Origin of the sequence: Echinicola jeungdonensis, from assembly GCF_030409905.1 — a bacterium.
GTDB classification, from domain to species: domain Bacteria; phylum Bacteroidota; class Bacteroidia; order Cytophagales; family Cyclobacteriaceae; genus Echinicola; species Echinicola jeungdonensis.
The window spans coordinates 1,767,569-1,779,652 of record NZ_JAUFQT010000001.1 but is presented as its reverse complement, the minus strand read 5'-3'; the positions used below and the strand labels follow the sequence as shown (position 1 = coordinate 1,779,652).

The window sequence follows — 12,084 nt, the reverse complement described above, 5'->3', positions numbered from 1 at the left end:
CAGCTTGCTCCGGATTTAGCTCAATTTTTTCTTCAGGGGGTCAACATCCGCCGGAATGACAGGCGATTCTGGCCCTTAAAGCCACTTTGGTACCTGAATAATTGCCTAATTCGGAGGGGTCAGTTTACTCCGGATTATCCATTCATTTTTTTAACGCCCTACTCAATCGTCCAAAAAACAGATGCTTCAAGGGCCGCCCAAAAGATTTTTCCTAAGAAATTACATTTCAAAATTTAGGTATAAGTAAGCGATTATTGAGAAAATTAAACCAAACCCCAAAATTTCCCTAGGTTTGTAGGATACCCAAAAGGATGTAAATTCCATCCCAAATGTTTTCCATAAGCATGGTTTGGAATAACTACCCTTTTTGCCCTATCAAACCCTAAAACTATGAAATTTACCCCTTGGCCTTTTTTGCTGCTTTTGACTTTTTCCTGGCTTGTTAGTTCCTGCCAAAATGAATCCCCGGAAAAGGAATTGGTAATCGGCTTTTCCCAATGCACCACATATGATGATTGGAGAAAAGCCATGGACCAGGAAATGCGCAGGGAGCTTTCCTTTCATGAAAATGTGCATTTCAAATTCAGGGATGCCTCGGGCAATAATGACCTGCAAATCCAGCAGATCAGGGAACTGGTAAAATCCGGGCTGGACCTGTTGATCGTTTCCCCCAATGAGGCGGAACCCATTACTCCTGTGGTGGAAGAGGTGTTTGAAAGTGGCATTCCGGTGATTTTGTTGGACCGAAAAACCAACTCTAATCTTTATACGGCCTTTGTGGGAGCCGACAATTACCAGATCGGGCAAATGGCCGCCCAGTACATTGTCCGCTACGTTAATGGAAAAGGCCATATCATTGAAATCAAGGGGTTAAGCGGTTCCACGCCATTTATAGAAAGGCATCAGGGATTTAAACAAACCATCCAGCAATTTCCGGACATCCAGGTTAGCCCCGTGGAGGGAGATTGGGGAGTTAAAAGGGATGGGAAGGCTGCTTTTATCCAATTATTGGAAAAGGACCAGGACTACGATATGGTCTTTGCCCATAATGATATCTTGGCCATTGCTGCCCAAAAAGTGCAGGCTGAAAGTTACCCTTCCTCAAATCTAAAAATCATGGGTGTGGATGGTTTGCCCGGTCCCCGGGGAGGCATTCAGTATGTTTCGGATGGCTTACTCCATGCCACCATTTTATACCCTACCGGAGGGGACAAGGCCATTCAGCTGGCCATGGATATTCTGAATAACCGTTCCTTCCAAAAAGAAAATATCCTCAAAACCACCGTCATTGACAGCTCCAATGTGGACGTGATGAAAAATTACACCCATGAAATTAGGTCCATGGAATCGGATATGGACCGGATGGAGCAAAAGATCCAGGAACAACTGGAAATTTTCACCACCCAAAGGAACCTCTTGTACACCTTAAGCCTGCTTTTTGTATTGATGGTCTTGTCTTTGGGTTTTGTGTTGAAATTATTGGTTGACCGTAGGAAAATAGACCGGAGACTTAAGCAAAGAAATGAAGAAATCCTCAAGCAAAAGGACCAGATCCTGGCCATTTCCGAAGAAGCCAATAGGGCTAACCAGGAAAGGATTACATTTTTCACCAATATTTCCCATGAATTCAGGACGCCATTAACGCTTATTCAGGCCCCTATCGAAGAATTGCTCGATAAAAATGGCGATACTAAGGCCAAAAAGGAAGTCCTGATGATCAAGAAAAACATCAGCAGGTTGCTCAGGCTCGTCAACCAATTGATGGATTTCCGTAAAATCGATCATGCCAAAATGCCCGTAAAAGCGGCTGAACAAGAACTTATCCCTTTCCTGGAAGGCATCATGTCGGCTTTTGAACCGCTAGCCAAAAAGAGAAAAATGACCTTCAAATTATTGGCCGACAAGCGGAATATCCAACTTTGGTTTGACCCCGGGATGCTGGATAAAGTCCTGTTTAATTTGCTTTCCAATGCCTTTAAATATACCGAGCCCAAAGGAACGGTATTGGTCCATGTCCAGGAGGATGAATTGCAAAATGAAGTGCTGATCAAAGTTGAGGATAATGGCTCGGGCATGTCCCCGGAAGAGGTGGAGCATATTTTTGACCGCTTTTACCAGGGCCGAGGGGCTTCCCAAAAAATGGGCACAGGTTTAGGATTGGCCCTTTCCAAGGAATTGGTCGAACTGCATCATGGGCAAATCCAGGTGGAAAGCAGCCCCGGAGAAAAAACCTGCTTTGCGATCCGGCTTAAAAAAGGGAAAACCCATTTTTCGGAAGATGAAATGGTCAAGGAAGTGATCCACAAAAACCTGACAGAGGAAGTTTTTTACCAGGAGGAGCCTTTGTTATTTGAAATGGACAAAGGCAAAACGGAAACTTCCCAAAACAGCATTTTGATCATCGAAGATGATCCCGAACTGAGAAATTATTTCCAACAAAAACTGGCAGCCAACTATCAGGTTTTTAAGGCAGAAAGCATTACCACAGGGCTTGCTTTAGCCCAGGAAAATATCCCGGACCTGATCACTTGTGACCTGATGTTGGAAGATGGTGATGGCATGGAGATCATCCGGGAATTAAAATCGGACCTGAGGACCAGCCACATTCCAATAATCGTCATTTCAGCCAAATCCTCCATAGAAGACCGCTTGGAGGGCATCCGACAGGGCATTGACGATTACATCACCAAACCTTTTAGCTTTCAATTATTGTTGGAGCGGATCAGGATGTTGCTGATCAACCGGGAAAAATTAAGGGCCCATTTTCTCCATGAATTACCCGTGGACCCGGAAATCACGGACCCCTCCACCCTGGAAAAGAAATTCCTCAAGACTTTTACTTCCCTGATTGAGGAAAATATTGTCAATCCAAAATTTGGCGCCAATGAACTGAGCCAGGCCCTGGGCCTCAGCAGAAGCCAACTTTACCGGAAAGTAAAAGCCATTTTGGGCTACAGCGTCAATGATTATATCAACAAAGTCCGCATCAAAAAGGCCAAAGCTCTATTGAAGGAAGAAGACAAAACCATTGCCGAAATTGCCGGGTTAATTGGCTTTAGTTCCTCCACTTATTTCTCCACCGTATTTAAAAACCAACTGGGTGTATCTCCTTCAGAATTTAGAGAAAATCATAAAAATTGACCCTTGAAATCCCATTGATAAAGGATTTGATACAGATTTTAAGCATTAGGACAATAGTTGAGGATCACTAATTCTTATAGCTTCTAAATAATGCCAAAAAACCGCCTTTAACCAATTAAAAGGGCGGTTTTTCTTTTTTAAACATATTTAAAAATTCTTGAAACAATTTTAAAAAATCCTTCCTGATATCGCTCATAGTTTAGCATCGACAATAAACCCATGAGCACAATCACCACATATCTCACCATTAAACCGCCACCCGGGGACGGCCGGCTTCAATGCCATAAAGGCTGTGAACCAGGGAATTCATGCGTAGACGTTAAAGTGCGCAAAGTTTACTTGTTAAGCTTAGCGCCTGCTGTGCCTCCGCACAAAATTTCAATTTCCCTAAGCTTTATACCATTGCGGCAGGCCCCACCTGAAGGGATCGCATTCAGGTCCTCCCTGAATGCCCCTGAACCCTCAGCAAAGTTGGATGTAAAAATAGCCAGTTCACCGACCTGGAACATCTACCCATTCATAAAAATCAATTATTCAAATATTAACCCCAAAAACCTATGAGAAAAACAATTCTACTTGTTTGGTTATGCCTTTTTCTGGGCTTTCAACTGCATGCCCAGGAAAGGACGGTCACCGGAAAAGTGACCGATCAGTCTTCCGGGGAAGGAATCCCCGGTGTCAATATCCAGGTACAAGGTTCCTCCACTGGCACCGTGACCGATATTAACGGTACCTACAGCATTCCCGTCCAGGAGGAAGCTGTATTGGTTTATTCATTTATTGGTTACCAAGTCCAGAAAATCCCTGTCAATAACCAATCCAACATCAATGTCGCCCTCCAGGAGAACATGATGTCTCTGGAAAGTGTGGTGGTCACCGGTTACCAAACGGAAAGGAAAAAGGACATCACCGGCGCCGTATCGGTGGCGGATGTGGATGCCATGAAAAAACAGGCAGTGGCCAATCCAATGAAAGCCCTGCAAGGCCGCGTGGCAGGGATGAACATTACCGGCAATGGCTCCCCAAGTGCACCGGCTACCATCCGGATCAGAGGGGTGGGCACGCTGAACAATAATGACCCGCTGTTTATCATCGACGGGGTTCCCACCAAAGCAGGCATGCATGAGCTGAACCCGGCCAATATCGAATCTATTCAAGTCCTGAAAGATGCCTCTGCAGCCAGCATTTACGGTTCCAGGGCAGCTAATGGCGTGATCATCATCACCACCAAAAAAGGTAAAAAGGGCCAAATGCAGGTCAACGCCAATGTCTATACTTCGGTATCGGGCTACACCACACGCAGGAAAATGCTGGATACCGAAGGGTACGGGAAAGCCCTTTGGCAAGCCCATATTAACAATGGCACTGACCCCAATTCAAATAGTGTGAAGTACCTCTATGATTGGGAAGTGGATCCGGAAAATGGCCCCGTGCTCAACCAGGTTTTGGTACCCGAATACCTGGATGGCAATAAGACCATGAAATCTTCCAACACGGATTGGTTTGATGAAATCTCCCAGACCGGGGTGATCCAAAACTATGATTTCTCCGTGTCCAATGGCACCGAAAATGGCAATTACCTCCTTTCTGTGGGCTATTTTGACAATAAGGGGGTGATCAAAACCACGGACTTCAACCGCTTGACGGTAAGGTTAAATTCAGATTATAAATTATGGGATGGCAGGGTGACCCTTGGCCAAAACCTCAGTCTGAGCAAAACCAATGAAGTCTCCGGCTCTCCCATGAATGCAGCCATGCAGGCCTTGCCCATTATTCCGGTAAGAACGGAAGATGGCGGCTGGGGAGGCCCTGTCGGCGGCATGAATGACCGTCAAAACCCGGTAAGGCTGCTGATGGACAACAAGCAAAATGACTACGATTATCAAAGGTTGTTTGGCAATTTTTATGCGGACATCCAACTGTTGGAAGGGTTAACTTTCCGGTCCAACTATGGCATTGATTATGGCAATTATACCTCCCGCCAGTACCGGAAAAGATACACATCCGGTTACCTCAACAATCCGGTCAACCGCCTGCAGTCCAACCAAACCCACCATGTCAAAACCACCTGGACCAACACCTTAAAATACCATTGGGTCAGTGGCGAACACCGTTTGGATATCCTTGCCGGGACAGAGCTGTACCAAGACAAGAGCCATACCTTTTGGGCTTCACGGGAGGATTTTGTGGTGGAAGATGATGATTTTATGTACCTGGATGCTGGAACAGGCATTAAAGACAATGGGGGCAGTGGTGCCAAACATGTGCTGCTTTCCTATTTTGGCCGGGCCAATTATTCCCTTATGGACAAGTACCTATTATCCGCCACCCTCCGCTATGATGGCTCTTCACGCTTTGGCCAAAACAACCGGTTCGGCACTTTCCCGGCCTTTTCGGCAGGTTGGAGATTGAGTGAAGAAGGTTTTATCAAAAACAACACTTCCATATTTGATGACCTCAAATTACGATTTGGCTGGGGAATGACCGGCAACCAGGAAATTGACAATAATGCCATTTACAACCTGTATGTGACCGATTATGCCAGCACTTCTTATGACCTCAATGCCAATAAAAGCGGTGTTTTGCCTTCCGGCTATAAACTGATTCAAAATGCCAACCCCAACCTTCGCTGGGAAGCAAGTACCATGACCAACCTGGGATTAGATTTTGAAATTTTCAATCAGCGCCTGTATGGTAGCGCGGAAGCTTATATCCGAAAAACTACCGACATCCTCTTGTTGCCCCCTTACATTGCCACTTTGGGTGAGGGCGGAAACCAATGGGTCAATGGGGCCTCCATGGAAAACAAAGGCCTGGAATTTACCCTGGGCAGCAGAAACCGCATTGGCCAGGACATGCTTTTGGAGTTGAATGCCAACTTTGACATGTACCGCAATAAAATCACCCACCTTCCGGATGAAGTGGTCAATGCCTATGGCGGTGATGGCAGGGGCCAAAATATCCTTGGCCGGCCCATCAATTCCTTCTTTGGCTATGTGGAAAATGGCCTATTCAGGACGGATGATGAGGTGGAAGCCCATGCGGACCAACCTGGCAAAGGCTTAGGCAGAATCCGCTATAAGGATTTAAATGAAGATGGCGTCATCAACGATTATGACCGCACATGGATCGGCACCCCACATCCCAAATTTTCCCTGGGTTTTAACACTTCTTTGGAATACAAAAACTTCGATTTCTCCTTTTTCCTACAAGGAGTATTTGGGATAGATGTGGTCAATGACTTCAAATATTCCACGGACTTTTGGAGTGTTTCCGAAACAGGTTCCAACAAAGGAGCCCGCTTGCTGGATGCCTGGTCCCCTTCCAACCCCGGATCTGACATTCCTGCCATTTCCCTGGTGGACAATAACTGGGAAGCCCGTTTCTCCACTTATTTCATTGAAAACGGCTCTTATGTAAAGCTGCGAAACCTGCAATTAGGCTATACCCTGGATGAAGGCTTAACCAGCAAAATCGGAATGCAGTCCCTGAGAATCTATGTCGGTGGGGATCATTTGGGGATCTTGTTCAAGGACAAATCCTTCACAGGCATAGACCCCGAAAATCCGGGTTTTGGTTATCCCAACCCCACTGTAGGTACAGCCGGGATCAATGTGCGATTTTAATCCATCAAAATAAAAGTCAATTCATTATACAGGAGGAAATTCATCAGGAAGCAATCCTTGATTCCTCTCCATTGAAGCTCCTCCTGCCCAAAATATGAAGGTTATGAAAAAAAATATTATCCTACTGATCAGTGCCCTCTTGGTGCTAGGCTCCTGCGAAAAAGTATTGGAGGTAGGCCCCAAAGGCGTATTAAGCGAAGACCAGATCAACTCTCCCAAAGAAGCAGAAGGCTTCGTCATTGCAGCCTATTCCCAATTGGGAAATGATGAAATCAACCGGCCTTTTAACCTTTGGCCTTATGGCAATGTCCGGGCAGATGATGCCTACAAAGGCGGCCGCGATCCGGGTGATGGTCAGGGCTTTCATTTTATGGAAACCTTTTCCAATACCCGACCCAACATGTGGGAGCTGGATGGCATGTGGTTTTATCAATACATCGGTGTTCGGAGAGCCAATGATGCTTTGAGGATCATGAAAAGATTTACCGAAGAGGAATTTCCAAAGGTAAAAGTCAGAACAGCAGAATTGAGGTTTTTAAGGGCCCACTTTTACTTTAACCTCAAAATTCTTTTCAACCGAATTCCCTATATAGATGAAACGGTTCCAGCTGAAGATTACAAGTACATCACCAATGTAGAACTTAGCAGTAATGAACTTTGGGATAAGATCGCCGCGGATTTTGAATTTGCTGCTGAAAACCTGCCCGTGGAACAGTCGGAAGTTGGAAGAGCCACTAAAGGAGCTGCTTTGTCCTACCTGGCCAAAACCCGCCTTTACCAGGCTTATGAGCAAAATGATAATTATGAAGTGGTCAACATCAATCAGGAAAGACTTCAACAAGTGGTGGATGCCGTGGACAAGGTGATTGCTTTGGGGCAATATCAGTTGGAGCCGGATTTTGGCCACAACTTTTTGCCCGGACCCTTTGAAAACGGCAAGGAATCCATCTTTGCGGTTCAATTTTCCACCGATGATGGTGTAGGCCGCGGCCGGGTCAATCATGGAGCAATGTTGACGGTCCCCCAAGGCCTGGGTTGCTGTGACTTTCAAAAGCCCTCCCAGAACCTGGTCAATGCCTTCCGTACGGCTCCTGATGGCACACCCCAATTGAATTCCTTTAATCAGGGACAGGTGAATTTCGATGCAGAGACCGTGGATCCAAGGTTGGACCATACCGTTGCCCGTCCGGGAAATCCATGGAAATATGAAACTGACCGGGTATTCACCGAAAGCTGGAGCCGTACCCCGGAAATTTATGGGTATTACAATTCCCTGAAGGAAAATGTCTCCCCAGATGATCCGGGTTTTGTCAATGTGGATCCATTTTATGGCAATACCAAGCCAAGGATTGTTTTGCGCTATGCCGATGTATTGCTGTTCAAAGCAGAAGCCCTGATCGAATTGGGCCGGGAAGGTGAAGCCCTGCCTATCATCAATCAAATCAGGGAACGGGCTGCACAAAGTACCTCCATGTTGGTGGACGAATCCGGCAGCTTACTGGCCAATTACCGGGTAGAGCCTTACCAACCTGGAGTTAATATCGAATGGAACCAGGCCAATGCCCGGAAAGCCCTCCGGTTTGAAAGAAGATTGGAATTGGCCCTGGAAGGAAGCCGCTTTTTTGACCTGGTCCGATGGGGCATCGCCGAAGAAGTGATCAATGCTTATTTTTCGGTCGAAGAAACCCGGAAAGAATACCTCCAGGACGGGCAATTTACGGCCGGGAAACATGAATACCTGCCCATTCCCCAAAACCAAATTTTCTGGAGTGAAAACCGGTATGTACAAAACCCCAATTACTGATGATATCCTATAAGCATATATTAGGGCTAATTGGATTGATGTGGCTGTTGGCTCCCGAAGTCCATGCCCAATATGGTGAAAAATACCGCCCCCAGTACCACTTTAGCCCTCAGGAAGGTTGGATAGGGGATCCTGATGGGTTGGTTTACTCAGAAGGCAAGTATCACCTTTTTTGGTGGGGGCATGCCGTGTCTGAGGATTTGGTTCACTGGGAAGAGTTACCGTATCCGATGAGGGGAGATGATGGGTCATTCTCCTACTTTTCCGGGTCTGTGGTGGTAGATCATGATAATACGGCTGGGTTTGGAAGGGGCAGCATGTTGGCCTTTTATACCCAACATTACCCCGGAGATTCTTTGCCCGAATCCCAGGCAATTTCGGTCAGCAAGGATGGGCTGTATTTTGATTATTATGAAAACAATCCGGTATTGGATATAGAGGAGATTTTCTTCAGGGATCCACAGGTGTTTTGGTACGAACCACAGCAAAAATGGGTGATGGCCGTATCACTGCCTGACAAGCAACTGATCCAGCTTTACGAATCCAAAGACCTCAAGTCCTGGGAATTTATGAGTGATTTTGGACCTCTGGGAGCTCAAAATTCCTTTTGGGAGTGTCCGGATTTGATGGAACTTCCCGTTAAGGGTGAGCCTGGAGTGAAGAAATGGGTCATGTTCATCGGCAGGGGCCCCAATAGGGTACAATATTTTGTAGGCTCCTTTGATGGTTTCCAATTTATCCCGGATGAAGATATGTTGTCCTACCTGAATGAAGGAAAAGGGTTGGAAGGGGAGCTGTTTGAGGGCTTTGATCGTCCTGATTACCGGGATTGGGAAGTCTCGGGGACGGCCTTTGGTGCCTATCCTGTCCAAAATGGGCCATTGGCTGGGTTGGGCAAAGGTTATGTTCAGTCAGATCATAAAATGCAAGGCAGCTTGCTTTCTTCCGAATTTATCATCCGGAAGCCGGCCATCAACTTTCTACTGGCAGGAGGTAAGCGTCCAGGGCAATTAGGTGTTCGCCTGATAGTGGATGGGGAGACGGTGAGGACAGCTACAGGAGACAATACGGATGTCTTCCGATGGAGAGGTTGGGATGTAAGCGAACTGATCGGAAAGACGGCCCGCATGGCCATCGTGGACAGCCTATCTGGTGAAGAAGAGGAATTTATTGCAGTCGATCACATCCTGTTTTCAGATCAATTGATGGATCTTCACCTTGAACATGCCTTGTGGATGGATTATGGACCGGATTTCTATGCCGCCAGAACATGGAGGGATGTGGACCAAGTGAGAAATGGCCGCACCACCATGCTGGGATGGATGGGCAACTGGGAATATGCCCGGATAGTTCCTACTTCTTGGGGAAAGGGTTTCGAATCCGTTCCCAGGGATATCAGTCTGAGGAAGTTGAAGAATGGATACCGGCTGGTACAGCAGCCCATTCCCGAATTGCAAAAATTGAGAAAAGAAAAGTACGAGGAATCCGATCGGGTGGTAGAAGGCATACAGTCCTTGGCCTCTTTCAGTCCGGCCCAAAACTGCTATGAAATGGAAGCGGTATGGGATGTGGACCAATCGACTTCTGAGTTTGGCTTAAACCTTTTGGTCGGTGAAGGCAGAAAATTATCCCTTACCTATGATCCGGTACGATTCAATCTGGTTCTGGACAGGACCAACTGTACGGACTATACCTCAGATGAAACTTTTAATCAGAAGTTTCCCTCCAAGATGAGTATGGTGGTGTCCCCGGAAAATGGCCAGCTTCGGCTGCACATTTTGGTCGACCAATCCTCCGTAGAGGTATTTACCAATCAAGGGGAAAAGGTCATGAGCGCCCTAACCTTTCCCGGTGAAGACCAAAAGGGAATTGAGCTATTTACTTCGGAGGGAAAAGCCTTGCTGGTGTCCCTTAAAGCCTGGGAGCTCCATTCCATCTGGAACAAACCCTAATAGCTAAATCAGAAAAAAAAATCCTAAAATGAATCAATATGAATCGCTATAAATCAAAACCCAAAATTTTCATCTTGGCCAAAATCTGTTGGATAGCCTTGTTCCTAACCTCATGCAGTGAAAACCTGGATCCATCCGGATTTATCATGGATCTGCCCGTTTCAGTGGAATCTTTCCGCATCCATGGCAAAGAAGGAGAGATCAACCACCAGACCGGGCAAATTTCATTGACCTTGCCCTATAGATCAGAAGTCTCCTCAGTTGTTCCGGAGATTGGCTTGCCGAAAGGTGCCCGCATTTCCCCCGCTCTTGATAGTCCCACGGACTTTGGTAGTCGAGTGGACTTTAAGGTGATCAATGGGAATCTATATAGCAATTACCGAGTGAATGTGAAGGTCTTGCCTCCCTTTTTGGATTTCTCCATCTTGGGCGTACAGGCTTCCATAGATGATGTGCAAAATACGATTTCCCTTACCCTGCCGGCGGATACGGATGTGAGCAGCCTACAGCCCGAAATTGAACTTTCGGAAGGGGTCTCCCTTTCCCCTGAAGCTGGATCAACGATTGATTTTTCCAATCCTGTGGTATTTACCGTTTCCACCGGAAGCCATGCGGAGGAATATACCGTCACGGTGACTTTGCAGTCGGAAGGCGTGAAGGTCGCCTACCTTGGCTTGGCGGCCAACAGGAATGAAATCAACGATCCCGACGAAAAAGAGGCAGGAAACTGGGTTTTCAATAAATTTTCCGATGTGGAGTACCTTTCGTTTCAGGATATCGCCAATGGCAAGGACTTATCGGCTTATGGGGTGATTTGGTGGCATTATGATGCAGCCATGGAACTCCCTGAAATAGCCCTGGATCCTGAAGTGCTCAATGCTTTGAAAAACTTCCGCAATACAGGAGGCAATTTATTGCTGACCACCTTTGCTTCCCGCTATGTGGAAGCCCTGGAAGTTGTGCCGATGGGCAAAGGTCCTAACAATGTTTTTGGAGATTTCCCGCCCAATGGATTTGTGGATGAAAACAATTCCTGGGGCATATCCTTCAAAGGTCATGAAGACCATCCTGTATTCCAGGGCCTTCAAACCTATGAAGATGGAAAAGCCAATCTTTTGGAAAAAGGCACTTTCAGACTCAACCATACCGCCTGGTGGTTCTTGCCGGAATGGGGTGGTTATGGAGACGGCGAAGGCTGGAGAAACCAAACCGGCGGCATCAACCTGGCCAGCGAAGCCTGGGACAATGAGCTAAATGGAAGAGTATTGATCGCAGAGTTCCCCGGCGAACCTCAGCAAGGCAATGTAATGGTCATCAGTGCCGGCGCTTATGATTGGTACCAGGAAAATCTGGCCGATGGTAGCCCAAGTCCTGAAAATGGCTTTCACAGCAATATCGAAAAGCTGACCAAAAACACAATCAAGTATTTATCAGAATGATGGAAAGGATAGGTTTAGTGTAGTCAGGTAAAACCGGCCTTGTTCCTTCGGAAATGGTGACATCCGTAGGGCAATGGCCGGTGATTACCCTGGTTTAACTAGCGCAACTACTGCCTTTCCCT

At 46.6% G+C, this 12,084-nt stretch carries 5 protein-coding genes; all 5 read left to right on the top strand.

What is annotated here, in order from left to right:
• Positions 1 to 390 precede the first annotated feature (390 nt).
• The 5 genes from QWY93_RS07625 to QWY93_RS07605 all read left to right on the top strand — a co-directional run bounded on the left by QWY93_RS07625 (position 391) and on the right by QWY93_RS07605 (position 11,962).
• Positions 391 to 3,141: a hybrid sensor histidine kinase/response regulator transcription factor gene (locus tag QWY93_RS07625; RefSeq protein WP_290247584.1), complete on the top strand. Its 2,751-nt coding sequence runs from the start codon at positions 391 to 393 to the stop codon at positions 3,139 to 3,141.
• A 557-nt stretch (positions 3,142 to 3,698) separates the two neighbouring features.
• The gene (locus QWY93_RS07620; protein ID WP_290247583.1) at positions 3,699 to 6,767 is read left to right on the top strand and encodes a SusC/RagA family TonB-linked outer membrane protein; all 3,069 of its coding nucleotides are present in this window, start codon (positions 3,699 to 3,701) and stop codon (positions 6,765 to 6,767) included.
• A gap of 103 nt (positions 6,768 to 6,870) precedes the next feature.
• A complete protein-coding gene (locus QWY93_RS07615; protein WP_290247582.1) occupies positions 6,871 to 8,571 on the top strand; it encodes a RagB/SusD family nutrient uptake outer membrane protein in 1,701 nt (566 codons plus the stop codon).
• A complete protein-coding gene (locus QWY93_RS07610; RefSeq protein ID WP_290247581.1) occupies positions 8,571 to 10,523 on the top strand; it encodes a glycoside hydrolase family 32 protein in 1,953 nt (650 codons plus the stop codon). The genes QWY93_RS07615 and QWY93_RS07610 overlap by 1 nt, the downstream gene beginning before the upstream one ends.
• Before the next feature lie 38 nt (positions 10,524 to 10,561).
• A complete protein-coding gene (locus QWY93_RS07605; RefSeq protein WP_290247580.1) occupies positions 10,562 to 11,962 on the top strand; it encodes a DUF4960 domain-containing protein in 1,401 nt (466 codons plus the stop codon).
• Positions 11,963 to 12,084: the final 122 nt, after the last annotated feature.

What these genes read in the sequence shown, in the direction of transcription:
- QWY93_RS07625 (WP_290247584.1), top strand. Translation starts at nt 391, where the DNA reads ATGAAATTTACCCCTTGGCCTTTTTTGCTGCTTTTGACTTTTTCCTGG.
- QWY93_RS07620 (WP_290247583.1), top strand. Translation starts at nt 3,699, where the DNA reads ATGAGAAAAACAATTCTACTTGTTTGGTTATGCCTTTTTCTGGGCTTT.
- QWY93_RS07615 (WP_290247582.1), top strand. Translation starts at nt 6,871, where the DNA reads ATGAAAAAAAATATTATCCTACTGATCAGTGCCCTCTTGGTGCTAGGC.
- QWY93_RS07610 (WP_290247581.1), top strand. Translation starts at nt 8,571, where the DNA reads ATGATATCCTATAAGCATATATTAGGGCTAATTGGATTGATGTGGCTG.
- QWY93_RS07605 (WP_290247580.1), top strand. Translation starts at nt 10,562, where the DNA reads ATGAATCGCTATAAATCAAAACCCAAAATTTTCATCTTGGCCAAAATC.